20 protein-coding genes and 1 other annotated feature are annotated in these 24828 nt (G+C 58.3%); of the genes, 9 read left to right on the top strand and 11 right to left on the bottom strand.

Features of this window, described 5'->3' with window-relative positions:
* Positions 1 to 3: 3 nt before the first annotated feature.
* The 4 genes from acnA to topA all read right to left on the bottom strand — a co-directional run bounded on the left by acnA (position 4) and on the right by topA (position 7394).
* Positions 4 to 2676: an aconitate hydratase AcnA gene (acnA, locus tag NKJ21_RS01735; RefSeq protein WP_032739666.1), complete on the bottom strand. Its 2673-nt coding sequence runs from the start codon at positions 2674 to 2676 to the stop codon at positions 4 to 6.
* 390 nt (positions 2677 to 3066) lie between these two features.
* Positions 3067 to 3234 carry a YmiA family putative membrane protein gene (locus NKJ21_RS01730; RefSeq protein WP_002901776.1) on the bottom strand — a complete coding sequence of 56 codons (168 nt, stop codon included), beginning with the start codon at positions 3232 to 3234 and terminating at the stop codon, positions 3067 to 3069.
* Positions 3235 to 3480: 246 nt separating this feature from the next.
* Entirely contained in the window at positions 3481 to 4455 is a 975-nt protein-coding gene (gene cysB / locus NKJ21_RS01725; protein ID WP_080783007.1) for an HTH-type transcriptional regulator CysB, read from the bottom strand.
* A gap of 341 nt (positions 4456 to 4796) precedes the next feature.
* Positions 4797 to 7394, bottom strand: coding sequence for a type I DNA topoisomerase (gene topA, locus NKJ21_RS01720; RefSeq protein ID WP_254732663.1), 2598 nt, complete (start codon positions 7392 to 7394; stop codon positions 4797 to 4799).
* A 406-nt stretch (positions 7395 to 7800) separates the two neighbouring features.
* Between topA and NKJ21_RS01715 the strand changes: the two genes are divergently transcribed.
* Positions 7801 to 8052, top strand: a complete 252-nt coding sequence (locus tag NKJ21_RS01715; RefSeq protein WP_002901761.1) for a YciN family protein — start codon at positions 7801 to 7803, stop codon at positions 8050 to 8052.
* A 47-nt stretch (positions 8053 to 8099) separates the two neighbouring features.
* On the opposite strand, the gene sohB is transcribed toward NKJ21_RS01715, so the two are convergent.
* A complete protein-coding gene (sohB, locus tag NKJ21_RS01710; RefSeq protein ID WP_008807783.1) occupies positions 8100 to 9146 on the bottom strand; it encodes a protease SohB in 1047 nt (348 codons plus the stop codon).
* Between the two features lie 255 nt (positions 9147 to 9401).
* Here sohB and NKJ21_RS01705 point away from each other — a divergent pair, with 255 nt between their 5' ends.
* Positions 9402 to 10163 (top strand): YciK family oxidoreductase, encoded by a 762-nt coding sequence (locus NKJ21_RS01705; protein WP_012542052.1) that lies wholly within the window; start codon positions 9402 to 9404, stop codon positions 10161 to 10163.
* On the top strand, positions 10160 to 10750 hold the full coding sequence (gene cobO / locus NKJ21_RS01700) for a cob(I)yrinic acid a,c-diamide adenosyltransferase (RefSeq protein WP_002901749.1): 591 nt from the start codon (positions 10160 to 10162) through the stop codon (positions 10748 to 10750). The genes NKJ21_RS01705 and cobO overlap by 4 nt, the downstream gene beginning before the upstream one ends.
* A gap of 60 nt (positions 10751 to 10810) precedes the next feature.
* Here the strand turns inward: cobO and rluB are convergent, their stop codons facing one another.
* Positions 10811 to 11713 (bottom strand): 23S rRNA pseudouridine(2605) synthase RluB, encoded by a 903-nt coding sequence (gene rluB / locus NKJ21_RS01695; RefSeq protein WP_008807781.1) that lies wholly within the window; start codon positions 11711 to 11713, stop codon positions 10811 to 10813.
* 280 nt (positions 11714 to 11993) lie between these two features.
* On the bottom strand, positions 11994 to 12893 hold the full coding sequence (gene gcvA, locus NKJ21_RS01690; protein ID WP_032739985.1) for a transcriptional regulator GcvA: 900 nt from the start codon (positions 12891 to 12893) through the stop codon (positions 11994 to 11996).
* 111 nt (positions 12894 to 13004) lie between these two features.
* Between gcvA and NKJ21_RS01685 the strand changes: the two genes are divergently transcribed.
* Complete coding sequence (locus tag NKJ21_RS01685) at positions 13005 to 13913, top strand: DMT family transporter (RefSeq protein WP_032739660.1); 909 nt, start codon at positions 13005 to 13007, stop codon at positions 13911 to 13913.
* Between the two features lie 21 nt (positions 13914 to 13934).
* Here NKJ21_RS01685 and NKJ21_RS01680 read toward each other — a convergent pair whose 3' ends face one another.
* Both NKJ21_RS01680 and rnm read right to left on the bottom strand, forming a co-directional pair.
* Complete coding sequence (locus tag NKJ21_RS01680; RefSeq protein WP_008807778.1) at positions 13935 to 14555, bottom strand: L-threonylcarbamoyladenylate synthase; 621 nt, start codon at positions 14553 to 14555, stop codon at positions 13935 to 13937.
* Between the two features lie 16 nt (positions 14556 to 14571).
* Positions 14572 to 15435 carry an RNase AM gene (rnm, locus tag NKJ21_RS01675; RefSeq protein WP_046881571.1) on the bottom strand — a complete coding sequence of 288 codons (864 nt, stop codon included), beginning with the start codon at positions 15433 to 15435 and terminating at the stop codon, positions 14572 to 14574.
* A 159-nt stretch (positions 15436 to 15594) separates the two neighbouring features.
* Positions 15595 to 15690 (top strand) — a sequence feature (Trp leader region).
* Positions 15691 to 15724: 34 nt separating this feature from the next.
* On the opposite strand from rnm, the gene NKJ21_RS01670 reads away from it, so the two are divergent.
* Genes NKJ21_RS01670 through trpA form a run of 5 tightly spaced genes read left to right on the top strand, consistent with a single transcriptional unit; the run spans position 15725 to position 22256 of the window.
* Positions 15725 to 17287, top strand: coding sequence for an anthranilate synthase component 1 (locus NKJ21_RS01670; protein WP_012542057.1), 1563 nt, complete (start codon positions 15725 to 15727; stop codon positions 17285 to 17287).
* On the top strand, positions 17287 to 18882 hold the full coding sequence (trpD, locus tag NKJ21_RS01665; protein WP_004148109.1) for a bifunctional anthranilate synthase glutamate amidotransferase component TrpG/anthranilate phosphoribosyltransferase TrpD: 1596 nt from the start codon (positions 17287 to 17289) through the stop codon (positions 18880 to 18882). The genes NKJ21_RS01670 and trpD overlap by 1 nt, the downstream gene beginning before the upstream one ends.
* A gap of 3 nt (positions 18883 to 18885) precedes the next feature.
* Entirely contained in the window at positions 18886 to 20244 is a 1359-nt protein-coding gene (gene trpCF, locus NKJ21_RS01660) for a bifunctional indole-3-glycerol-phosphate synthase TrpC/phosphoribosylanthranilate isomerase TrpF (RefSeq protein WP_008807775.1), read from the top strand.
* 9 nt (positions 20245 to 20253) lie between these two features.
* Positions 20254 to 21447 carry a tryptophan synthase subunit beta gene (trpB, locus tag NKJ21_RS01655; RefSeq protein WP_012968449.1) on the top strand — a complete coding sequence of 398 codons (1194 nt, stop codon included), beginning with the start codon at positions 20254 to 20256 and terminating at the stop codon, positions 21445 to 21447.
* On the top strand, positions 21447 to 22256 hold the full coding sequence (trpA, locus tag NKJ21_RS01650) for a tryptophan synthase subunit alpha (protein WP_002901728.1): 810 nt from the start codon (positions 21447 to 21449) through the stop codon (positions 22254 to 22256). Before trpB ends, trpA begins: the two co-directional genes overlap by 1 nt.
* Positions 22257 to 22474: 218 nt before the next feature.
* Here trpA and NKJ21_RS01645 read toward each other — a convergent pair whose 3' ends face one another.
* Positions 22475 to 23734: a glycerate kinase gene (locus NKJ21_RS01645; RefSeq protein ID WP_022065857.1), complete on the bottom strand. Its 1260-nt coding sequence runs from the start codon at positions 23732 to 23734 to the stop codon at positions 22475 to 22477.
* Positions 23735 to 23736: 2 nt separating this feature from the next.
* Positions 23737 to 24825 (bottom strand): tartrate dehydrogenase, encoded by a 1089-nt coding sequence (locus NKJ21_RS01640; protein WP_254732661.1) that lies wholly within the window; start codon positions 24823 to 24825, stop codon positions 23737 to 23739.
* Between the last annotated feature and the right edge of the window lie 3 nt (positions 24826 to 24828).

Below are 24828 nucleotides of genomic sequence, written 5' to 3'. Positions count from 1 at the left end.
GTTTTACAGCATATTGCGGATAACGTAGTGCAGGATGCCGTCGTTGCGGTAGTAGGTGAGCTCGGTCGCGGTGTCGATACGGCACCGACAAGGGATCACTTCCTGCGAGCCGTCAGCGCGAGTCAGGGTCACCGGCACCGTAGCGCCAGGCTGAAGCGACTGCAGATTGCTGATATCAATCCGCTCTTCCCCGGTCAACTGCAGCGTTTTACGGGTGACGCCCTGCGGGAACTCCAGCGGCAAAATCCCCATCCCGATCAGGTTGGAACGGTGGATACGTTCGAAGGACTCGGCGATCACCACCCGGATCCCCAGCAGGCGCGGCCCCTTCGCCGCCCAGTCGCGGCTGGAACCAGACCCATACTCCTTACCGGCAATCACCGCCAGCGGTATGCCTTCCGCTTTATACTGCATCGCCGCATCATAGATCGCCACCGGTTCGCGGTCCGGCAGATGTCGGGTCATACCGCCTTCCACTCCCGGTACCATTTCGTTACGAATACGAATATTGGCGAAGGTGCCGCGCATCATCACCTCATGGTTACCGCGACGGGAACCATAGGAGTTAAAGTCGCGCCGGGCAACCCCATGCTCCTGCAGATAGCGGCCTGCCGGGCTATCGGCTTTGATGCTCCCCGCCGGCGAAATGTGGTCAGTGGTCACTGAATCGCCCAGCATGGCGAGGATCCGCGCGCCATGAATATCCTCTACCGGCAGCGGTTCGACGCCCATCTCGTCAAAGAACGGCGACAGGCGAATATAAGTCGAGTCCTCCTGCCAGTCATAGGTATCTGACGCCTCCACCTTGATTGCTTTCCACTCCTCGGTACCGGAAAACACTTCCGCGTACTCTTTGCGGAACATCTCAGTGGAGACCTGTTCCACCGCACGGGCAATCTCCTCCCCGCTCGGCCAGATATCTTTCAGATAAACCGGTTCGCCATCGCTGCCCTGCCCCAACGGCTCGCGGGTAAGATCGATATTCATGTTCCCCGCCAGGGCGTAAGCGACGACCAGCGGCGGCGAGGCCAGCCAGTTGGTTTTCACCAGCGGATGGATACGCCCTTCGAAGTTACGGTTACCGGAAAGCACCGCCCCGACGGTCAGATCGCCCTTTTTGATCGCCTCTTCAATAGGTTCCGGCAACGGACCGGAGTTACCGATACAGGTGGTACAGCCATATCCCACCAGATTGAAGCCGAGCTGGTCGAGGTAAGGCGTCAGGCCGGCATGAGCCAGATAATCCGACACCACTTTCGAGCCTGGCGCCAGGGAAGCTTTTACCCACGGCTGCGGCTGCAGGCCACGCTCGACGGCTTTTTTCGCCAGCAGACCGGCGGCCATCAGCACGCTGGGGTTGGAGGTATTGGTACAGGAAGTAATAGCCGCAATGGCCACGGCGCCGTCCGGTAGCGAATAGTGATGCCCGTTCAGCGTATAATCCACCGGCTGGCGCTGACGCTGAGGATGGTTAACTTCCAGCTCGCCGCTGGCAGCAAAGGCTTTCGGCACATCGCCGAGCGCCACGCGATCCTGCGGCCGTTTCGGCCCGGCAAGGCTTGCCTCAACGCTGCCCATGTCCAGCGCCAGGGTGCTGGTAAAGACCGGCTCATCGCCCGGCTGGCGCCACATGCCCTGCGCTTTGGCATAGGCTTCCACCAGGGCGACCTGTTCTTCGCTACGGCCGCTCAGACGCATATAGCTAAGCGTCACATCATCGATCGGGAAGAAACCACAGGTGGCGCCATATTCCGGGGCCATATTGGCGATAGTGGCGCGATCGGCCAGGGGTAAGGTATCCAGGCCATCGCCGTAGAATTCAACAAACTTGCCGACGACACCGTGCTGGCGCAGCATCTGGGTGACCGTCAGCACCAGATCGGTGGCGGTGATGCCTTCGCGCAGTTTGCCGCTGAGCTTAAAGCCCACGACATCCGGGATCAGCATCGACACCGGCTGACCCAACATGGCGGCTTCCGCTTCAATCCCGCCCACGCCCCAGCCCAGTACGCCGAGACCGTTAATCATGGTGGTATGAGAGTCGGTGCCCACCAGGGTATCCGGCCACGCCATCCACTTCCCATTCACCTCTTCGCTCCAGACGGCCCGACCGAGGTATTCCAGGTTGACCTGGTGACAAATACCGGTGCCCGGCGGCACTACGCTGAAGCGGCTGAAGGCCTGTTGTCCCCAGCGCAGAAAAGCGTAACGTTCGTGGTTACGCTCCATTTCCAGACGGACGTTATCTTCGAAGGCCTCGTCATCGCCGAAACGGTCGACGGTGACCGAGTGGTCGATCACCAGATCGACGGGCGACAGCGGATTCACTTTCGCGGTGTCGCCGCCCAGGCGCTTCACCGCCTCGCGCATGGCGGCCAGATCCACGACTGCCGGCACGCCGGTAAAGTCCTGCATCAGGACGCGGGCCGGACGGTAGGCTATCTCCCGGTCGGCATGGGCCTGTTGCAGCCAGCCGGCCAGGGCACGAATATCTTCTTCTGTCACCGAGTCACCGTCCTGCCAGCGCAGCAGGTTCTCCATCAGCACCTTCAGCGACTTAGGCAGTCGACTGAGATCGCCCAGCTGTTTCTCTGCCAGCGGCAGACTGTAGTAATGCCAGGTTTTCTCGTTGACCAGCAGCGTGTCCTTACTGGCTTCTCGTAGGGTTGACGACATAGCTCCTCCTTTATCTCAGGGATGGCATACCCTGATTCTCCTCAGGGTCTCCATTAAAGATAACACATACCGAGCATAACACTTTGATAACAACCCAAATTGCTAAATGCGCCGAGGTCGACAGTGATTAATCGGGAATTATCCTGGAATCGGAGAAATAGCACCAAAATAGTGCAGAAGCGATGATTAAGACGATATTGTATTAGTACACGAGGACAAAAAAAGAGCTAATCGGCCAGCTGGCTATGATTAGCTCTTGTGAGTGATTTCAGATTGGATGAATCCAGCGGCAAAATATATTCTCCCTGTATTGCCGGTCACTGATTTTATATTACAGTTTCCTTTCACTGTCATAAAAATGACATGTATCTACAACGATGACCTACAGCTTTAGCTGACAATCCAGATGTTGCAGATGGTAAGCGCGATGATGCTCCAGAACATCGCCAGCCCTACCAACACTACGCCCCATACGCGACTACGCAGAACGGGATCGATTTCGGTTTTGTCATTCTCGTATGACATCGCCAGTTTCATGTAATCGATATTACTTATCATATTGTCACCACCAATTGCTCAAATCATCAGGTACAGATAAATCTTAATTATGGATAAAAGATTAATCCAGTGAATTTAGGCCTGATGGAATATATTTAACCGGTTATTTGATCGCGGCGGGCATAATGACAAACGTGTTGCCAGAAATTATTAATTTTGTGATTGGTTCGAGGTTTAAGATGTTAAATTAGGACCATGATAGTCAATGGCACTCCCCACAGGGAATGCCATTATTTTTTTTAAGGGTTATTTTTCCGGAAGTTTTATATCTTTAAACATCGCTTCAATATCTTCATTCGACCGCAAAGCCACCGCGGTATCCACGACATCCCGGGTCAGATGGGGTGCAAAACGTTGAATAAAATCATACATGTAGCTTCGTAAGAAGGTGCTACGGCGGAAACCAATTTTGGTGGTGCTGTGGCTGAATATGCCGTTCGCATCCAGCTTCACCAGGTCCGGGTCAGAGACCGGATCGACTGCCATGCTGGCTATCACCCCGACCCCAAGCCCCAGGCGAACATAGGTTTTGATCACGTCGGCGTCAGTGGCGGTAAAGACAATGCGCGGCGTCAGACCCGCACGGTTAAACGCGGTATCCAGTTCCGAACGGCCGGTAAAGCCAAAGGTATAAGTCACCAGCGGGTACTGCGCCAGCTCTTCAATGGAAACCGAGCTCTTCGCGGCCAGAGGATGCTCAGGCGTCACCACAATCGACCGGTTCCAGTGATAGCATGGCAACATCACCAGATCGTCATACAGATGCAGCGCCTCGGTGGCGATGGCGAAGTCGGCGTTGCCTTTCGATACGGCTTCTGCAATCTGGGTTGGCGAGCCCTGATGCATATGCAGCGACACGCGCGGGTAGCGTTCAATAAAGCCCTTGATCACCCCCGGTAACGCATAGCGGGCCTGAGTATGGGTCGTCGCCACATATAACGACCCTTTATCAGGCCAGGTATGCTCCCCGGCGACAGATTTGATCGCATCGACTTTCGATAATACCTCGCGGGCGATACGGATGATCTCCTGCCCGGCAGGTGTCACCTGAGTTAAATGTTTGCCGCTGCGGGCGAAAATCTGGATGCCCAGCTCATCTTCCAGCATGCGGACCTGCTTACTGATGCCCGGCTGGGAGGTATAAAGCCCTTCGGCGGTGGATGAAACATTCAGGTTATGGTTCACCACCTCTACGATGTAGCGAAGCTGTTGTAGTTTCATGCTGATATCCGTTTGCGCGTAAAATGAAGCCGCTTAATACACTTTACGTTCAGGCAACTTGTCGACCGTGAGGCCAGCCTCCCGGCAGTTGGCCGTAGAGGAGCCGCAACGCATCCTGAAAGCGATGATGTATAAGACGTTTTAATAATAAAAAAGGGATTAGCTATAACCACTATATCATTTATATCAACAGTGTATAGATACTAACGAAAAATAATATAGGTGGTTATAAGGGGAAGAAAAGACCATCCAGAAGGGGAAACAACGCGGCGGAGGCATCCACTGCCTCTGCCGGCCGTTAGTGCAGGAAAAGCGCGCTTTTCCTGCCTGATACTGCACGATTACTTTTTGGCTTCAGTCCATTTACCGTCAATAAAGAAGGCTGACCAGCCGGTCGCTTTACCCTCTTTTTCGGAAGCCACATACTGCTGTTTCGTTTTACGGCTAAAGCGCACCAGCGTTTTATTACCTTCCGGATCCTGCTGCGACGCATCGGCGAGATAGCGCAGTTTTTCCGGCAGACGATCGCGGAAGCGGTACAGCTCTTCCACCAGCGGCGCACGCGTTTCCCGTGATTTCGGGAAGGTGTTGGCCGCCAGGAAGACACCCGCCGCCCCGTCGCGCAACACAAAGTACGCGTCAGACTTCTCGCACGGCAGCTCCGGCAGCGGCACCGGATCTTCCTTCGGCGGAGCCACTTCGCCGTTGCGCAGGATCTTACGCGTATTCTTACACTCGTCGTTGGTACAGGCCATGTACTTGCCGAAACGCCCCATTTTCAGGTGCATTTCAGAACCGCACTTCTCGCACTCGACTACCGGACCGTCATAGCCCTTGATGCGGAACTCGCCTTCTTCAATCTCATAGCCGTCACAGGTCGGGTTATTACCACACACGTGCAGTTTACGCTTAGGATCGATAAGGTAGCTGTCCATTGCGGTCCCGCACTTCTGACAGCGACGTTTGGCACGCAGCGCGTTGGTTTCCGCGTCATCGCCTTCCAGCACGTTGAGGACTTCGTTTTCCGGCACCAGGTTGATGGTGGTTTTGCAACGCTCTTTCGGCGGCAGAGCATAGCCCGAACAGCCGAGGAAAACACCGGTGCTGGCGGTACGGATGCCCATTTTACGTCCACAGGTCGGGCAGTCGATGCTGGTAAGCACCATCGGGTTCGGCTGCATGCCGCCCTCTTCCGGATCTTTCTCTGCGGTCTCCAGCTGAGTGGTAAAATCGCCGAAGAAGTGGTTCAGCACCTCTTTCCATTCGGCCTGGTGGTTGGCTACCTGGTCGAGACGATCTTCCATCTGCGCGGTGAAGTCGTAGTTCATCAGATCGCGGAAGTTTTCTTCCAGCCGATCGGTGACGATTTCGCCCATTTTCTCCGCATAGAAACGACGGTTTTCCACCCGCACGTAGCCGCGATCCTGAATGGTCGAGATGATCGAAGCGTAGGTGGAAGGACGGCCGATACCGCGTTTTTCCAGCTCTTTGACCAGCGAAGCTTCGCTGAAGCGCGCCGGCGGCTTGGTAAAGTGCTGCGCAGGCGTCAGCTCCACCAGGCTCAGGCGGTCGCCCTGTTTGACCACCGGTAGCGTCCGGTCTTCATCGCCCTTGCGCAGCGCCGGCATGACTTTGGTCCAGCCGTCGAAACGTAAGGTACGACCGCGCGCTTTCAGTTTGAAATCGCCCGCCGCCACGGTCAACGTGGTGGAATCGTATTGCGCCGGCGTCATCTGACAGGCGACAAACTGGCGCCAGATCAGCTGATAGAGCTTCTGCGCATCGGCTTCCATATCTTTCAGCGTTTCCGCCAGCACGCTCACATCAGAAGGACGAATCGCTTCGTGCGCTTCCTGCGAGTTTTCTTTGCTGGCGTACTGGTTAGCGCTCTCCGGCAGATATTTTTTGCCAAAGTTGTCGCTGATATAACCGCGAACCATGTTCAGCGCGTCCTGACTCAGGTTGGTGGAGTCGGTACGCATATAGGTGATGTGCCCCGCCTCATAGAGACGTTGAGCCATCATCATGGTCTTTTTCACGCCGAAGCCGAGACGGGTGCTGGCCGCCTGCTGCAGCGTGGAGGTGATGAACGGCGCGCCCGGCTTGCTGCTGGTCGGCTTGTCTTCTCGCTCCAGCACGCTGTAGCTGGCTTTTTCCAGCAGCGATACCGCCGCCATGGTCTCATCACGGCTGACCGGACGGAACGGCTTATCGTCTTTGTGAGTCACCTGCAGAGGCAGCGCGTCGCCGCCCGGCGTGGTGGTGCTGGCATCAACTTCCCAGTACTCTTCCGGGACGAAGGCTTTGATTTCACGCTCACGTTCCACCACCAGGCGGACCGCAACGGACTGCACGCGCCCGGCAGAAAGACCACGGGCAATTTTCTTCCACAGCAGCGGCGAGACCATATAGCCCACCACGCGGTCCATAAAGCGGCGCGCCTGCTGGGCGTTAACCCGATCGATATTCAGTTCGCCCGGCTTTTCGAAGGCCTGACGAATAGCGTTTTTGGTGATCTCATTGAACACCACGCGGCTGTAACGCTGTTCATCGCCGCCGATCACTTCCCGCAGGTGCCAGGCAATGGCTTCCCCTTCGCGGTCAAGGTCGGTTGCGAGATAGATGTGGTCAGCTTTTTCCGCCAACTGTTTGAGTTCTGAAACTACCTTTTCTTTACCCGGAAGTACTTCATAGTGCGCATTCCAGTCATGCCATGGGTCCACGCCCATGCGGTTAACCAGAGCACCACGTTCGTCCTTTTTAGGCTTTTTAGCCCCTTTGGTGGCGGTAGAGTCGGTGCTCTTTTTGGAAGCTGATCCACTGGTCGGCAAATCGCGGATATGACCGACGCTGGATTTCACCACGTAGTCATTACCCAGATACTTATTGATCGTTTTGGCTTTTGCCGGGGACTCAACGATAACGAGAGCTTTACCCATATTCACCTTTACCTAATTTGATTCATCCAGGAATACATCGCACATTCATACACCCTCCACTGGCGACTGCCTCATATGTTGCGGCACCGTCGGTGAATATCAACCCTGAACACCCGCTTCATCTCCGTAAAACCAGGCGTTTGAGTTTGCTGACTTTTTTGCGTCAGGTGACATAGCACGAAGAATTTTTGGCCGAATGTCAAGCAAATCTGTTGCCAGATCGCCGAAAGCGTCACACTGTACCTGATAAAATTCGTTACGCAACTTTATTAGCATGCAAAAGCGAAACCCGCCAGTAAACGGCTGTTTCTCCACTGGTTACGATTACCCCTGTTTTGTCCATGGAAAATTTGCCCCACGCCGCCGCGCGGCGTAAACTACGCGCGGAGAAAAAGAGGAGTCCGTTATGCAAGGTACAACCCAACCTATCGATCGCCAGACGCTGCTCGAAAAAGCCAACAAACTTATTCGCGAACATGAGGATACGTTAGCCGGTATCGAAGCCACCGACGTCGTTCAGCGCAACAATGTCCTGGTGTTTAGCGGTGAGTTTTATCTTGACGAGCAGGGTTTACCGACGCCGAAGAGTACGGCGGTATTTAACATGTTTAAGTACCTCGCCCACGAGCTGTCGGACAAGTATCACCTGGTCGATTAAGGCCGGTGGAAACGATAACGCGAGGCCCTGGCCTCGCGTTATGTTGTTTACATCAGCGGTTTCTGACCGCGCTGCCACCAGCGCAGCAGAAGTCGATCGGCGCTCTCCGCGGCGCTACCGGTGAAGCGGTCGAGCATTTTCTTACGCTGTTGATAACGCACCCCGATCACCTCGTGGCTCTCCATGAGCCCCAGCAACAGCTCATCGCTGGTTTCAACCGCATCCACCAGCCCTTTTTCCAGCGCCTGCACCCCGTACCAGTGCTCGCCGGTAGCTACCTGCTCAATATCAAGTCCCGGACGCATCCGATGGACGAAATCCTTGAACAGATGGTGCGTCTCATTGAGATCCTCACGGAACTTGCGCCGCCCTTCTTCGGTATTTTCGCCCAGCATAGTAAGCGTCCGTTTGTACTGCCCGGCGGTATGCAGTTCGATATCAATATCTTTGTTCTTAAGGAAGCGATGGAGGTTAGGGATCTGCGCCACCACGCCAATGGAGCCAAGGATCGCAAACGGCGCCGACACAATTTTGTTGGCCACGCAAGCCATCATATAGCCGCCGCTGGCCGCCACTTTGTCAACCGCCACCGTCAGCGGGATCTGTTTGTCGCGCAACCGCTGCAGCTGAGAGGCTGCCAGCCCGTAACCGTGCACCACCCCGCCGGGGCTTTCCAGACGAATCACCACCTGGTCACGCGCTTTCGCCGCCGCCAGTACCGCCGTGATCTCTTCCCGCAGGCTGTTGACCTCATGGGCATCCATACTGCCTTTGAAATCCAGCACCCAGGCGCGCGGCTTGCCTTCCGGCTCCACGTTACCCAGCTTCGCCCGCGCTTTCGCGGCCTTCGCCTCTTGTTTTTGCTTTTTTTTCTGCGCCTTATGCCACTGTTTCTGCTGCGGGCCGTCAAGCAGCGCCACCGCCAGCGATTCCTTCATCTCTTTGTAATGCTCGCTAAGATTGGTCACCCGCAGTTCGCCGCGCTGCTTCTTACGCTGGGCCAGGTTGACGATAATAGCGGCAATCACCGCGATAGCGACGACAACCGTCGCGATCTTGGCTAAAAATAAGCCGTACTGAGCAAGTAATTCCACGTTTTCACCTTGTGTAAAGCACTGACGTTGCTGCACAGTGTACATCAGCCCCTGACGAGAAGTCTTTGTGCTTTGTGTCTTGTGCGCAGCGGATTCCGTTTTTTTTCAGCGAGGCTGAAATCGTTGCAAGATATTAATTTTCTGAATACTTTCCGCTTCGCCGATTGCAATGGCGAGCACTTTCAGGCATAACAGCGCAAAAGTGAGATACCAAAGATGAAGCGCGATCGGGAACCGATCGCCCAAGGAGTCGCCGTGCATTATCAACCGCAACGCCACTTGCTGAAAGATCGCATCATCCTGGTCACCGGCGCCAGCGACGGGATTGGTCGTGAAGCGGCCCTGACCTACGCGCGCTATAGCGCCAGCGTGATTCTGCTTGGCCGCAACGACGAAAAACTGCGCGCCGTCGCCCAGGAGATTGAACGCGAGGGCGGCATTCCCGCCCGCTGGTTTACCCTCGACCTGCTAACCTGCACGCCGCAGGCGTGCCAGCAGCTGGCGCAGCAGATAAGTATGCACTATCCCCGTCTTGACGGCGTGCTGCACAACGCCGGCCTGCTCGGCGACATCTGCCCCATGGACGAGCAGAAGCCGGAGGTCTGGCAGCAGGTGATGCAGGTGAACGTCAATGGCACTTTTATGCTGACCCAGGCGCTTCTTCCTTTATTACTCCGTTCGGATGCGGGCTCGCTGGTCTTCACCTCGTCCAGCGTTGGCCGTCAGGGCCGCGCCAACTGGGGCGCCTATGCGGTCTCCAAATTCGCCACCGAAGGGATGATGCAGGTGCTGGCCGACGAGTACCAAAGCCGTCATCTGCGGGTGAACTGCATCAACCCCGGCGGCACCCGCACCGGGATGCGCGCCAGCGCGTTCCCGACGGAAGATCCGCTAAAACTGAAGACCCCCGCTGACATTATGCCCGTCTATCTATGGCTGATGGGTGACGACAGTCGCCGCAAGACGGGAATGACCTTTGACGCCCAACCGGGCCGTAAGCCAGGAATTGCCCAATGAGTGATGAACGCTACCGCGAACGCCAGCAGCGGCTGAAAGATAAAGTTGACGCCCGGGTGGCGGCAGCCCAGGACGAACGCGGCATTGTGATGGTCTTTACCGGCAACGGCAAAGGCAAAACCACCGCCGCCTTTGGCACCGCGACCCGCGCCGTCGGCCACGGCAAAAAAGTCGGCGTGATCCAGTTTATTAAGGGGACCTGGCCTAACGGTGAGCGTAACCTGCTGGAACCCCACGGCGTCGAATTTCAGGTGATGGCGACAGGCTTCACCTGGAACACCCAGGATCGCGACAGCGACACCGCCGCCTGTCTGGCGGTCTGGGAGCATGCCCGCCGTATGCTGGCTGACGACCAGCTCGATCTGGTGCTGCTGGATGAGCTGACTTACATGGTGGCGTACGATTACCTGCCGCTGGAGTCGGTGCTAAGCGCCCTGCGTGAGCGTCCTGCCCATCAGTCGGTGATCATTACCGGCCGCGGCTGCCATCGCGATATTATTGAACTGGCGGATACCGTCAGCGAACTGCGTCCGGTCAAGCATGCGTTTGATGCCGGGATCAAAGCGCAGATGGGAATTGACTACTGAGGGCCTGATACGGCGAAAGGCAGGACGCGTTCCGGCGGCAATCCACCGGAACGCACAACATTAACCGTTGGTCTTATTGCGAGTACTGGAACGACGATTGCTGTTGTTACCCTGGCGCGGGTTAGCGCTGGTCTGGCTGTGACGCTTCACCGCCCGACGGATCTGATTGGCTTTCATCCGGCGACGGTCTTTCTCGACAGCAACTTTAGAACTGGTTTCCGGCGTCAGCTCCACCAGCTCGCGCAGGTAGTTGGTCTGCGCCAGGTCCAGTTCGGTATAGCCGCCGCGCGGCAGGCCTTTCGGCAGCAGAATATCGCCATAGCGCACGCGGATCAGACGGCTGACCTGCACGCCGACCGCTTCCCACAGGCGACGCACTTCGCGGTTACGCCCTTCGGTCAGGGTGACGTTGTACCACTGGTTAATCCCTTCACCGCCGGTGAATTTGATGGTTTTAAATGCTGCCGGACCATCTTCTAACTGCACGCCGCGAGACAGCTGACGCAGCTTATCATCATCCACCTGACCGAAAACGCGAACGGCGTACTCACGCTCGACTTCACGGCTCGGATGCATCAGGCGGTTTGCCAGTTCGCCATCGGTGGTGAACAGCAGCAGGCCACAGGTGTTCACGTCCAGACGGCCAACGGCAATCCAGCGCGCGCCGCGCAGTTTTGGCAGGCGATCAAACACCGTCGGGCGCCCTTCGGGATCGTTACGGGTGCACAGCTCGCCTTCCGGCTTATAGTAAGCCAGCACGCGACAGATCTGCTCAGCAGACTCTTTCACCGAGATCAGATGACCATCGATACGAATTTTTAAACCGGGGACGATTTCCACACGATCGCCGAGGGTGGCGATTTTTCCGTCGACGCTGACGCGGCCAGCTTCGATTTTCGCTTCAATTTCACGGCGGGAGCCGTGGCCGGCGCGGGCCAGCACTTTTTGCAGTTTCTCGCTCATTGAGCTTCCTTAAGGTGTCGCCTTCCCAGGCGTCTGGTATGCTTTATGAAACAATGAGGCCTGTATGAACAACTCATTGTTACGTATATACTTTTTACGTAAAGTCTCGCTGGCATGCGCAAAACATTCACCGCGAGCCCGTAATCGTGGCCGAACATACTACACTAACTTCGTCGGGAAAGCTTCTGTTCGCCGTATCGCACCTTGAGTATGGAACAGATTTTCCTCATTCTCCTGTGCGCCTTCACACATAGAGATCTTTACCGGACAGTGATCCTCCTCACTGCGCGCCCTCCTCAACAACAGCCGGGCGCTGGCCGAGCAGCCAGTCGCGAAAACAGCGGTTGGCAGGCGCCAGCAGCGCGGTCTCGTGGTAAACCAGATGATAGGCCAGCGGACAGGCGATGGGCTGCGCCAGAGGATTAACCAGCCGCCCCTGCGTCAGCGCAGACGCTATGAATGAACGTCGCAGTAATGCCATCCCCATACCAGCGAACGCCGCCTCCGTCACGCCGTTGGAATCAGTGAACACCGGACCGCGGCGCGCGCGGTCCGGCTCCAGCCCCACAGCCTCACACCACAGCGCCCAGTCTTCACGATGCTCATCGTGCAGCAGCGGATACTGCAGCAGATCGTCCGCACCGGCGAGGGACCGGCGCGGAGCAATCAGTTGCGGACTGCAGACCGGGATAAGGTCGTCATCCAGCAGGCGGTAAGCCTGCAGTTCCGGCCAGCCGCCGACACCATGACGCACGGCAAAATCGATCCCTTCACTCAGCAAATCTACTCGCCGGTTGGTGGTGCCGATCTGGATCTCAATCTTTGGATAACGTCGTTCAAAATCAGCCAGCCGCGGCAGCAGCCACTGAATGGCGAAGCCGCTGGTACAGCTGAGCGTCACCTTTTCTGGCCCCGCGGGCACCTGCAGGCGCTGGGTGGCGGCGGCTATCTGGAGAAAGGCGGGCTGAACGGCCCGCAGGTAGATCTCCCCCACCTCCGTTAACTGTAACTGTCGGGGAGTACGAATAAAAAGCGGGGTATTCAGCGCTTCCTCGAGGCGGGCAATTTGCTGGCTGACGGCGCTTGCCGTAACGCAAAGCTCACTGGCGGCCTGCTTCAGACTAAGCAGCCGTGCCGCCGCTTCAAAGCAGCGCAGCGCATTCAGCGGTGGAAGTTTCATCGACATGGCATCTCAGTTAAGAATAACTTAATCATGTAAGCATAACGCGTTTGTCGGACGCTGCACGTGAGTTCTACAGTTGACTTCCTTCGTGAATACAAGGAGTCAATCATGCGTGTTATCGACTATGGCCGCCTGCTGCTGCTCGCCGCTCTCTGGGGCGCCAGCTTTTTGTTTATGCGCATCACCACCCCGGCCTTCGGGGCGATGAACAGCGCTTTTCTTCGCGTACTGTTCGCCGCTACCGTGCTCGGGCTGTTACTCGGCGTGCAGGGTAAATGGAGCGGGTATCAGGGAAAATTCATATCCACTCTGAAGCTGGGGGTCATTAATTCAGGCCTTCCTTTTCTGATGTACTGCCTTGCCGCACAGTGGCTGCCGGCAGGGTACTCCGCCACGCTCAACGCCACGGCGCCGATGATGGGAATGCTTATCGGCGCGTTATGCTTTGCAGAACCGTTAACCCTGCGCAAAGGCGGCGGCGCGTTACTGGGCGCTATTGGCGTGGCAGTCATTGCGCGCCCAACCTCCAGCCTCAGCGCCGCCCTCCTGCTGCCGGGGATCGGGGCCTGCCTGATCGCGACCGCCTGTTACGGCCTGGCTGGCTTTCTGACCCGTCGCTGGATCCAGCAGCGGGGCGGCCTTGAGGCTGAGCGCGTCGCGTTGGGCAGCCAGGTCGGCGCCACGCTGTTTCTGTTGCCTTTCTTTCTCTGGTCAGGCTGGTATGGTCCGGTCATAGACTGGCGACAGAGCCTGCCGTGGATAGCGATAGCCATGCTGGGCGTGGTCTGTACAGCAGCAGGGTATATTCTCTATTTTCGCCTGATTGCTGATATAGGACCGCTGCGTTCGCTGTCCGTGACCTTTTTGATCCCACCTTTTGCGGCGCTGTGGGGCTATTTGTGCCTCGGAGAAACCATACAAAAAGGGCTGATTCTCGGCGCACTGCTGATCGGTCTGGCGCTGTGGTTGATTGTCGTGCCGTCAGGAAGGAAACGCGGGGTGCCGGGCGGAGCATGAACCACCGCCCGACGATGACGATCAGAGGAAAGGCTTCACGTCGCCGACGCCTTCGCGCAGCACAACCGGGGTATCTTCCGTCAGGTCGATAACCGTGGTCGGCTGCTGCCCGAGGAAACCGCCGTGAATGATGAGGTCCACCACTTTCTCCAGACGATCTTTGATCTCTTCCGGGTCGGACTCGGTAAAGTCGCTGCCAGGCAGCATCAGCGACGTGGACAGCATCGGTTCGCCTAAAGTCTCGAGCAACGCCTGAGCAATAGGGTTAGACGGGACGCGCATGCCGATGGTTTTACGTTTCTCCTGCAGCAGCCGGCGCGGTACTTCTTTGGTCCCCTTGAGGATAAAGGTGTAGTTGCCCGGCGTGTTGTTTTTCATCAGACGAAACGCCACGTTGTCGACAAAAGCGTAGGTTGACAGCTCGGACAGATCGCGGCACATCAGGGTAAAGTTGTGGCCGTCCGGCAACTGACGGATACGGCAGATCCGCTCCATCGCGCCCTTGTCTTCAATTTTGCAGCCCAGGGCGTAGCCGGAGTCGGTCGGATAAACGATCACCCCGCCCTTACGCACAATCTCCACCGCCTGGTTAATCAACCGCGCCTGCGGGTTATCCGGATGGATATAAAAAAACTGGCTCATACTTCCCTCTCAATTTTTATTTGGCGGCCGCTTCCCAGCTGTGCCAGACGCCTTCCACGCCGGCAGGAAGCCAGAGCTTACGGCCAAGCTCGATCCACGCACAGGGCTGATGAAAATCGGAGCCCTGTGACGCCAGCAGACCAAACTGCACGGCCAGGGTGGCCAGCTGGGCGCGTTCATGGGGCGCCTGCTGACACTGGGCCACTTCCATGGCATCACCGCCCTGCTCGCTAAAGTGGGCCAACAGCCGCTTCAACCACTTGGCGGAGAGATCGTAGCGCCCGGGATGGGCTATCACCGCCTTGCCGCCAGAATGATGAATGACATCAATCGCTTGTTTTATTGTACACCACTGCGGTGGCACGTAACCGGTTTTCCCGCGGGCAAGGTATTTTTTGAAGACCTCCGCCATGTTTTTCGCATGGCCGGCCTCCACCAGAAAACGGGCAAAATGGCCGCGGGTGACGGCGCCACCGTCCGCCAGCCGCAGCGCCCCTTCCCAGGCGCCAGGGATCCGCGCCTTCTCCAGACGCTCGGCAATCATCTGGCCCCGCAGCTGGCGTCGCGCTTTCTGCTCCTCCAGCAGCGCGGTCATCGTCGGGTGCGCAATATCAATATTCAGACCCACGATATGTATTTCGTGATTCTCCCAGAGCGTCGAAATCTCGACGCCGTTTACCAGCGTTAAGGGTAATCCGGCACAGGCGATCTCTTCCCGGGCGGCCGGGATCGCCGCCACGCTGTCATGGTCGGTGATCGCCAGGGTGCCTACGCGCATCTCATGGGCGCGATGGACCAGTTCCTGCGGAGTCAACCGCCCGTCAGAGGCGGTGGTATGGCTGTGCAGATCGTAAATCACTGCGTATTGGCTGTCGCTCAAAAGGACTCCTGCTGGACATCAACGTAAATAAGCGCATTATCATACCGACAGGCAGAGAAAATCTGCAAACAAGGGTTGACTTTATTCCATTGAACTAGTTAACTAGTACGCAAGTTCACATGAAGGGGTATCACGATGAAAATGCACTTTATCACTCTGCACAGCTGGTGGCGCACCTCCTGACTTCGGGCGGCGTGATCGCGTTTTGCATTCAGCATACAGATACCCGGCCCGCCAATGAGCGGGCTTTTTATTGGACAAAAAATAATACGAACAGGCGAGAACAATAATGCAAACATCCAAACCGGCACTCGAGCTTCTCACCAGCGACGCCATCTACCGGGAGAACCCGACGGCGTTATTCCACCAACTGTGTGGCGCCCGTCCGGCCACGCTGCTGCTGGAATCCGCTGATATCGACAGCAAAGATGACTTAAAAAGCCTGCTGCTGGTCGACAGCGCGCTGCGCATCACCGCTCTTGGTGACACTGTCACTATTCAGGCACTTTCCGCTAACGGCGCCGCGCTGCTGGAACTGCTGGACGGCGCGCTGCCCTCCGGGATCGCCAATCAGCGCCAGCCCAACGGCCGCATCCTGACCTTCCCCGCGGTCAGCACCCTGCTCGATGAAGACGCCCGCCTCTGCTCACTGTCGGTGTTTGACGCCTTCCGTCTCCTGCAGGAGCTGGTGACCGTCCCGGCCAACGAGCGTGAAGCGATGTTCTTCGGCGGCCTGTTCGCCTATGACCTGGTCGCCGGCTTTGAAGATCTTCCACCGCTGCAGAGCGACACCGCCTGCCCGGACTACTGCTTCTATCTGGCTGAAACTCTGCTGGTCATCGATCATCAGACCAAGCATACCCGCATTCAGGCCAGCCTGTTCACCCCGCTGGAGAGTGAAAAACAGCGCCTGGAGCAGCGCCTGAGCCAGCTGCGTCAGCAACTGAACGAGCCGCCGGCGCCGCTGCCGGTTACCACTGTGGCCGAAATGCAGTGCGACGTTGACCAGAGCGATGAAGAGTACGGTGCGGTGGTGCGCAAAATGCAGCGCGCGATCCGCGCCGGGGAAATCTTCCAGGTGGTTCCTTCCCGTCGCTTCTCGCTGCCCTGCCCGTCGCCGCTGGCCGCTTATGATGTGCTGAAGAAGAGCAACCCCAGCCCGTACATGTTCTTTATGCAGGACAACGATTTCACCCTGTTCGGCGCCTCGCCGGAGAGTTCGCTGAAATATGACGCCGTCAGCCGTCAGATTGAGATCTACCCGATCGCCGGCACCCGGCCACGCGGCCGCCGCGCCGACGGTTCGCTGGATCGCGATCTTGACAGCCGCATCGAACTGGAAATGCGCACCGACCATAAAGAGCTTTCCGAACACCTGATGCTGGTGGATCTGGCGCGTAATGACCTGGCCCGCATCTGTACCCCGGGCAGCCGCTATGTCGCCGATTTAACGAAGGTTGACCGTTACTCCTTCGTGATGCATCTGGTCTCCCGCGTGGTCGGCGAACTGCGTCAGGACCTCGATGTGCTGCACGCCTACCGCGCCTGCATGAACATGGGCACCCTCAGCGGCGCACCGAAGGTCCGCGCCATGCAGCTGATTGCCGCCGCCGAAGGTAAACGCCGCGGCAGCTACGGCGGCGCGGTGGGCTATTTCACCGCCCACGGCGACCTCGACACCTGCATCGTCATCCGTTCCGCCTACGTGCAGGAGGGTATCGCTACCGTCCAGGCCGGAGCCGGCATTGTGCTCGACTCGGTTCCCCAGTCGGAAGCGGATGAGACCCGAAATAAAGCCCGCGCGGTGCTGCGCGCCATTGCCCAGGCCCATCACGCGAAGGAGATTTTCTGATGGCTGACATTCTGCTGCTCGATAATATCGATTCTTTCACCTATAACCTGGCAGACCAGCTGCGGGCCAATGGTCATAACGTGGTGATTTACCGTAACTCCGTCCCGGCGCAGGCGCTGATTGAGCGTCTGGGCACCATGGACAACCCGGTGCTGATGCTCTCCCCGGGCCCGGGTACGCCGAGCGAAGCTGGCTGCATGCCGGAACTGCTGACCCGTATGCGTGGCAAGCTGCCGATCATCGGCATCTGCCTCGGTCATCAGGCTATTGTCGAAGCCTACGGCGGCTATGTCGGCCAGGCGGGCGAGATCCTCCATGGCAAAGCATCCAGCATTGAGCACGACGGCCAGGCCATGTTTGCCGGTCTGGCTAACCCACTGCCGGTGGCGCGTTACCACTCGCTGGTTGGCAGCAATATTCCCGCCGGGCTGACGATTAACGCCAATTTCAACGGTATGGTGATGGCGGTGCGTCACGATGCGGACCGGGTGTGCGGCTTCCAGTTCCATCCGGAATCGATCCTTACCACTCAGGGCGCACGGCTGCTGGAGCAGACCCTGGCCTGGGCGCTGCAGAAGCTGGAGCACACTAACACCCTCCAGCCGATCCTTGAGAAGCTCTATCAGGCGGAAACCCTGAGCCAGCAGGAGAGCCACCAGCTGTTCTCCGCCGTCGTGCGCGGTGAAGTGAAGCCTGAGCAACTGGCCGCCGCGCTGGTCAGTATGAAAGTGCGCGGCGAGCAGCCGCAGGAAATTGCCGGCGCCGCCACCGCGCTGCTGGAAAACGCCGCGCCGTTCCCGCGCCCGGACTACCTGTTTGCCGACATCGTCGGCACCGGTGGCGACGGCAGCAACAGCATCAATATCTCCACCGCCAGCGCCTTTGTCGCTGCGGCCTGTGGATTGAAAGTGGCGAAACACGGTAACCGCAGCGTCTCCAGTAAATCAGGCTCTTCTGACCTGCTGGCGGCCTTCGGCATCAATCTCGATATGAACGCCGATAAATCCCGCGCGGCGCTCGATGAGCTGGGGGTTTGCTTCCTGTTCGCGCCGAAATACCACACCGGTTTCCGCCATGCGATGCCGGTCCGTCAGCAGTTGAAGACCCGCACCCTGTTTAACGTGCTGGGGCCGCTGATCAACCCGGCGCATCCGCCGCTGGCGCTGATTGGCGTCTACAGCCCGGAACTGGTGTTGCCGATCGCCGAGACCCTGCGCGTGCTGGGCTATCAGCGCGCGGCGGTGGTGCACAGCGGTGGGATGGATGAAGTCTCGCTGCATGCGCCCACGGTGGTGGCCGAACTGCATAACGGGGAAATCAAAAGCTATCAGCTGACCGCTGACGACTTCGGCCTGACGCCTTACCATCAGGCGCAGCTGGCGGGCGGCACGCCGGAAGAAAATCGTGACATTCTGACGCGCTTGCTACAAGGTAAAGGTGAAGCCGCTCACGAAGCCGCCGTCGCCGCCAACGTCGCCATGTTGATGCGTTTACACGGGCATGAAGATCTGAAAGCTAACGCTCAGCAGGTACTGGATGTGCTGCACAGCGGCGCGGCCTATGACAGAGTGACCGCCTTAGCGGCAAGAGGGTAAAGAATGCAGACCGTTTTAGCAAAAATCGTTGCCGACAAAGCGATTTGGGTAGAAGCCCGCAAACAACAACAACCATTAGCCAGTTTTCAGAATGAGGTCGTTCCGACGCAGCGCAATTTCTATGACGCGCTGGCCGGCACCCGCACCGCGTTTATTCTCGAGTGCAAAAAGGCCTCGCCGTCGAAGGGGTTGATTCGCGAAGATTTCGATCCGGCGGCGATCGCCAGCATCTACAAACACTACGCCTCGGCGATCTCAGTGCTGTGTGATGAGAAATATTTCCAGGGCAGTTTCGATTTTCTGCCGATCGTCAGCAAGGTCGCGCCGCAGCCGATCCTGTGTAAGGACTTCACCATCGACCCTTACCAGATCTACCTGGCGCGCTACTATCAGGCCGATGCCTGCCTGCTGATGCTCTCGGTGCTCGACGATGAGCAGTACCGCCAGCTCTCCGCGGTGGCGCACAGCCTGAATATGGGTGTGCTGACCGAAGTCAGCAATGAAGAGGAGCTGGAGCGCGCCATCGCCCTGAAGGCGAAGGTGGTGGGCATTAACAACCGCGACCTGCGCGATATGTCGATTGACCTTAACCGCACCCGTCAGCTGGCGGCGCGTCTCGGCCCGGATGTCACGGTGATCAGCGAATCCGGCATCCATACCTATGCTGAAGTGCGCGAGCTGAGCCACTTCGCCAACGGCTTCCTGATCGGCTCCGCCCTGATGGAACAGGCGGATCTGGAAGCGGCGGTTAAACGCGTGCTGCTCGGCGAGAATAAAGTGTGCGGCCTGACGCGCCCGCAGGATGCCCAGGTGGCCTGGGAGTCCGGCGCCATCTACGGTGGCCTGATTTTCGTCCCGACTTCGCCGCGGGCGGTGAATGACGCCCAGGCCAAAGCGGTGATCGCCGCTGCGCCGCTGCAGTACGTCGGCGTGTTTCGCAATGCGCCGCTGGACGAGGTGGTCGCCCGCGCGCAGGCTCTGGGGCTGGCCGCCGTGCAGCTGCACGGTGATGAGGACCAGGCCTATATCGACGCGCTGCGCGACGCCCTCGCGGACAACGTCCGTATCTGGAAAGCGCTGAGCGTTGGTGAAACCCTCCCGGCCCGTACGCTCCGCCATGTCGACAAGTACCTGTTCGACAACGGCCAGGGCGGCAGCGGCCAGCGCTTTGACTGGAGCCTGCTGCAGGGCCAGGATCTGCGCAACGTCATGCTGGCGGGTGGCCTGGGTGCCGATAACTGTGTGGAAGCGGCCAAAAGCGGCTGTGCCGGACTCGATTTCAATTCAGGCGTAGAGTCGCAACCCGGGATTAAAGACGCCAGCAAACTGGCCTCCGTATTCCAGACGCTGCGCGCATATTAAGGAGCAATAATGAGCACTTTACTGAACCCCTACTTCGGCGAATTCGGCGGCATGTATGTGCCGCAGATCCTGATGCCCGCCCTGCGCCAGCTGGAAGAAGCCTTTGTCAGCGCGCAGAAGGACCCGGCCTTTCAGGCGGAATTCACTGACCTGCTGAAAAACTACGCCGGACGTCCGACGGCCCTGACCAAATGCCGGAATCTGACCGAAGGTACTCGCACCACCCTGTACCTGAAACGCGAAGATCTGCTGCACGGCGGCGCGCACAAAACCAACCAGGTGCTGGGCCAGGCCCTGCTGGCCAAACGGATGGGTAAAACCGAAATTATCGCCGAGACCGGCGCCGGTCAGCACGGGGTCGCCTCAGCGCTGGCCAGCGCCCTGCTCGGCCTGAAATGCCGTATCTACATGGGCGCCAAGGACGTCGAGCGCCAGTCGCCGAACGTCTTCCGTATGCGCCTGATGGGTGCCGAGGTGATCCCGGTGCACAGCGGCTCCGCCACGCTGAAAGATGCCTGTAATGAGGCGCTGCGCGACTGGTCTGGTAGCTACGAGAAGGCGCACTATATGCTGGGCACCGCCGCCGGTCCGCATCCGTTCCCGACCATTGTACGTGAATTCCAGCGCATGATTGGCGAAGAGACTAAAGCGCAGATCCTCGAAAAAGAGGGACGTCTGCCGGACGCGGTGATCGCCTGCGTTGGTGGTGGGTCAAACGCCATCGGCATGTTTGCCGACTTTATTGATGAAACCAACGTCGGCCTGATCGGCGTGGAACCGGCCGGGCACGGTATCGAAAGCGGCGAGCACGGCGCGCCGCTGAAGCATGGCCGCGTGGGGATCTACTTTGGTATGAAGTCGCCGATGATGCAAACCGCCGACGGCCAGATCGAAGAGTCTTACTCCATTTCCGCCGGGCTGGACTTCCCGTCCGTTGGGCCGCAGCACGCGTTTCTGAACAGCACCGGTCGCGCTGACTATGTGTCGATCACCGACAACGAAGCGCTGGATGCGTTTAAAGCGCTCTCCCGCCACGAAGGGATTATCCCGGCGCTGGAGTCCTCTCACGCCCTGGCCCACGCGCTGAAGATGATGCGCGAGAACCCGGAAAAAGAGCAGCTGCTGGTGGTTAACCTCTCCGGTCGCGGCGACAAAGACATTTTCACCGTACATGACATCCTGAAAGCGCGAGGGGAAATCTGATGGAACGCTATGAGACGCTGTTTGCCCAACTGAAAAATCGCCAGGAAGGCGCCTTCGTTCCCTTTGTCACCCTTGGCGATCCGGGACCGGAGCAGTCGCTCAAAATTATCGATGCGCTGATCGAAGGCGGCGCCGATGCCCTTGAGCTGGGGATCCCTTTCTCCGACCCGCTGGCGGACGGCCCGACCATCCAGGGCGCGGCCCTGCGCGCCTTCGCCGCGGGAGTGACCCCGGCGCAGTGCTTTGAGATGCTGGCGGCGATCCGCCAGAAGCATCCGACCATCCCAATCGGCCTGCTGATGTACGCCAACCTCGTCTTCAGCCCGGGCATCGATGCGTTCTATGCCCAGTGCGCCCGCGTTGGCGTCGACTCGGTGCTGGTGGCCGACGTGCCGGTGGAAGAGTCCGCCCCGTTCCGCCAGGCGGCGATGCGCCATAACATCGCGCCGATTTTCATCTGCCCGCCCAATGCGGATGACGATTTACTGCGCCAGATTGCTTCTTATGGCCGCGGCTACACCTATCTGCTGTCGCGCGCCGGAGTGACGGGTGCGGAAAATCGCGCCGCACTGCCGCTGCACCACCTGGTGGAGAAGCTGGCGGAATATCACGCCGCGCCGCCGCTGCAGGGCTTTGGTATCTCCGCGCCGGAGCAGGTGAGCGCCGCCATTGACGCCGGGGCCGCCGGGGCTATCTCCGGTTCCGCCATCGTCAAAATCATCGAACGCCACCTCGATGAGCCGCAGACCATGCTCGACGAACTGAAAGCCTTCGTCCAGAGCCTGAAGGCGGCGACCAAAACCGCCTGACCGTTAGCCGCCTGGTATTGCGCCAGGCGGCGATTTCCTCGCGTTACCTTCCCCTCCATGTCATCTTGCACGCCAACACATCAGACGGAACGATGATCGACACCTTGGCGCCAGGCGATGCGCTTTAACGTGGAAATGGATGGCGGGCGGATGCCGAAGATTTGAACTATGTTGAAAGGAAAAAATATCGCTCTCCCTGGCACAGGAGAGCGATACAGTCAGGCAATCAATATTGCCCGAATATCATTGACGTTGGTTAACGTCGGGCCGGTGATCAGCAAATCATTAAGCGCGTGAAAATAGCAGTAACTATCATGGCCATCCAGATATTGCACTGCATTAAGACCGCTCAGCTTGCCGCGCGCAAGCGTATCCGGGAAGACGATCGCACCTGCGGCATCTTCTGTGCCATCAATACCATCGCTATCTCCCGCCATGGCCCAGATACCGTGTTCCCCCTGGAGCGCACAGGCCAGACTGAGTAAAAACTCGGTATTGCGGCCCCCTTTTCCAGGCGGAGTGTTGTTTACTGTCACCGTGGTTTCGCCACCTGACAACAGTACAGCAGGCCCTGAAATCGGGTGACCATACTGCTTCGCCGATTTCGCCATACCGGCCATGACCACCGCCACTTCCCTGCTTTCACCTTCTATCGCATCCCCCAAAATAAGGGGGGTGAGCCCATGTTGTCGTGCGGCCAGCCCCGCCGCCGCTAACGCCATCGCCGGCGTTGCGATAAGCCTGACCTCGCCTGTCGCGGCGTTTTCCACCGGGCCGGCCGGCTGGTTTAGCCGTTCGCTAACGGGCTTCGGGATCGCAATGCCATACCGCTGCAGTACCCGGAGCGCATCACGTGGTGCGCTGTTATCGGCAACGGTGGGGCCAGACGCTACGTCCGTCGGATCATCGCCAGGCACATCGCTGATAATCAGTGATACGATGCGCGCTGGTTGCGCCATGGTCGCCAGCTTTCCGCCTTTCACCGCTGAGAGATGACGACGTACCAGATTCATCTCTTTGATGCTGGCCCCGCTATGGAGCAGGGCCCGGGTGATGGTCTGCTTATCTGCCAGCGTTAACCCCGGGGCGGGCAGCGCCATCAGCGCCGATCCTCCCCCTGAAATCAATGCCAGCACCAGATCATCGGCAGTTAAACCGCGCAGCGTCTCCACAATCAGCATTGCGGCAACCTCGCTCATGGCATCTGATACGGGATGAGCCGCCTCAATAATGCGGATGCGGCCCGCAGGAACCGCGTAACCGTAACGCGTCACCACCACGCCCGACACCGCCACATCCGGCCAGGCCGCATCCACGGCAGCCGCCATTGCCGCGGACGCTTTACCCGCACCGATCACCACACAACGGCCGCGAGGTTTTTCCGGCAGGTTAGCCAGGGTCACCGGCCCGGCGCGGGCACTGTTGACCGCATGTTGAAAGATATCCTGCAGGATCTCTGCAGCCTGTTCGTTATTCATGGTTATGCGGTCTCGGCAATGTCAGCTTTAGCGTCAATGTAGTGCACCACGGCGCGTGTCACCTCCGCGGTATTGGCTGAGCCACCGACATCTGGCGTCAGAATGACTTTTTCACACACATACTCAATGCTTTCCATAATCAGCGCAGCGGCATGGCGTTCGCCCAGATGTTCAAGCATCTGTACCGCGGTCCAGAAAGTGGCAATGGGGTTCGCAATCCCTTTGCCGGTGATATCGAATGCGGAACCATGGATCGGTTCGAACATGGAAGGGAAGCGGCGTTCAGGATCAATATTCGCGGTCGGCGCTACGCCCAGACTACCCGCCAGCGCGCCAGCCAGATCGGAAAGGATATCGGCGTGCAGATTGGTGGCAACGATGGTATCCAGGGTCTGGGGATGCAACGTCATACGGTGCGTCATGGCATCGACCAACATTTTGTCCCACTGCACATCCGGGAATTCCTGCGCCACTTCAGCGGCAATCTCATCCCACATCACCATACCATGGCGCTGGGCGTTGGATTTGGTCACCACGGTCAGCAGCTTACGTGGACGGGACTGCGCCAGTCTGAAGGCATAGCGCATAATGCGTGTCACCCCAACACGGGTAAAGATTGCCACTTCGGTACCGACTTCTTCAGGTAAACCACGGTGCGTACGGCCGCCGTTACCAGAATATTCACCTTCGGAGTTTTCGCGCACGATGACCCAGTCAAGATCGCCAGGCCCGCGGTTGCGCAGCGGTGAGGTGACGCCCGGCAGAATTTTGGTGGGTCGCACATTGGCGTACTGGTCAAAGCCCTGGCAAATAGGCAGCCGCAGGCCCCAGAGTGTGATGTGGTCAGGGACATCCGGTGCCCCCACCGCGCCGAAGTAAATGGCATCGAATGCTTTCAGCATGTTCAGCCCTTCTTCCGGCATCATCACGCCATGTTTTTTGTAATAGTCTGACCCCCAGTCAAAGGTCTCTATATCAAATTTCAGTTGCGGATCGTGGCGCGTCAGCGCGTGCAAGACTTCAATACCTGCCGAAATGACTTCCGGTCCGATACCGTCCGCAGGGATGGCAGCAATTTTGTAGTGACGCATCGT

The sequence above is a fragment of the Klebsiella sp. SWET4 genome (assembly GCF_024296565.1).
In the GTDB taxonomy this organism is placed as follows: domain Bacteria; phylum Pseudomonadota; class Gammaproteobacteria; order Enterobacterales; family Enterobacteriaceae; genus Klebsiella; species Klebsiella variicola.
Note: the sequence above shows the minus strand (reverse complement) of the source record. Positions and strands in the feature narration are given on the sequence as shown.

Coding starts and splice junctions, on each gene's coding strand:
- trpD (WP_004148109.1), top strand. CDS start 17,287: ATGGCTGACATTCTGCTGCTCGATAATATCGATTCTTTCACCTATAAC.
- trpB (WP_012968449.1), top strand. CDS start 20,254: ATGAGCACTTTACTGAACCCCTACTTCGGCGAATTCGGCGGCATGTAT.
- gcvA (WP_032739985.1), bottom strand. CDS start 12,893: ATGAAACTTCCACCGCTGAATGCGCTGCGCTGCTTTGAAGCGGCGGCA.
- acnA (WP_032739666.1), bottom strand. CDS start 2,676: ATGTCGTCAACCCTACGAGAAGCCAGTAAGGACACGCTGCTGGTCAAC.
- topA (WP_254732663.1), bottom strand. CDS start 7,394: ATGGGTAAAGCTCTCGTTATCGTTGAGTCCCCGGCAAAAGCCAAAACG.
- NKJ21_RS01645 (WP_022065857.1), bottom strand. CDS start 23,734: ATGAATAACGAACAGGCTGCAGAGATCCTGCAGGATATCTTTCAACAT.
- NKJ21_RS01685 (WP_032739660.1), top strand. CDS start 13,005: ATGCGTGTTATCGACTATGGCCGCCTGCTGCTGCTCGCCGCTCTCTGG.
- cysB (WP_080783007.1), bottom strand. CDS start 4,455: ATGAAACTACAACAGCTTCGCTACATCGTAGAGGTGGTGAACCATAAC.
- NKJ21_RS01680 (WP_008807778.1), bottom strand. CDS start 14,555: ATGAGCCAGTTTTTTTATATCCATCCGGATAACCCGCAGGCGCGGTTG.
- NKJ21_RS01730 (WP_002901776.1), bottom strand. CDS start 3,234: ATGATAAGTAATATCGATTACATGAAACTGGCGATGTCATACGAGAAT.
- trpA (WP_002901728.1), top strand. CDS start 21,447: ATGGAACGCTATGAGACGCTGTTTGCCCAACTGAAAAATCGCCAGGAA.
- NKJ21_RS01640 (WP_254732661.1), bottom strand. CDS start 24,825: ATGCGTCACTACAAAATTGCTGCCATCCCTGCGGACGGTATCGGACCG.
- NKJ21_RS01715 (WP_002901761.1), top strand. CDS start 7,801: ATGCAAGGTACAACCCAACCTATCGATCGCCAGACGCTGCTCGAAAAA.
- cobO (WP_002901749.1), top strand. CDS start 10,160: ATGAGTGATGAACGCTACCGCGAACGCCAGCAGCGGCTGAAAGATAAA.
- trpCF (WP_008807775.1), top strand. CDS start 18,886: ATGCAGACCGTTTTAGCAAAAATCGTTGCCGACAAAGCGATTTGGGTA.
- rluB (WP_008807781.1), bottom strand. CDS start 11,713: ATGAGCGAGAAACTGCAAAAAGTGCTGGCCCGCGCCGGCCACGGCTCC.
- NKJ21_RS01670 (WP_012542057.1), top strand. CDS start 15,725: ATGCAAACATCCAAACCGGCACTCGAGCTTCTCACCAGCGACGCCATC.